Annotated in this window: 1 pseudogene; it reads left to right on the plus strand. The window is 62.4% G+C overall.

The features are described 5' to 3' along the window. Window positions 1-115 (plus strand): annotated as a pseudogene (locus tag EN851_RS34555) (YbaY family lipoprotein); the annotation flags it as partial. Between the last annotated feature and the right edge of the window lie 252 nt (window positions 116-367).

Raw genomic sequence — 367 nt, forward strand, 5'->3', positions numbered from 1 at the left:
GATTGCCGGCGAGGTGACCTACCGCGAGCGCATCGCCCTGCCGCCGGACGCCGTGCTGGTGGTCGAACTCGCCGACGTCTCGTTGGCCGATGCGCCGGCAATCGTCATCGCCAAGCGCAGGATAGCGCCCACCGGCCTTGATCACTTCCGGCACGGCCAGCACGCCGACGACCAGCGGCACCAGCCCGAAGAGGAAGAATTCCGCGATGCGATCCAGCACGAGATTGCACGCCCAAGTAAATCAGACCCGATTGGCAAGGTCGGGAAGGATTGCGGTCGTTCAATGGCCGCAACCGGTGGCCTCGTTTGAAATTCGATCGCGGTATTGATTTAGACTGAGTTCGTTTGCCCCGCCTGCATAATCGGG

This window comes from Mesorhizobium sp. M8A.F.Ca.ET.208.01.1.1 (genome assembly GCF_004791315.1).
Taxonomy (GTDB): domain Bacteria; phylum Pseudomonadota; class Alphaproteobacteria; order Rhizobiales; family Rhizobiaceae; genus Mesorhizobium.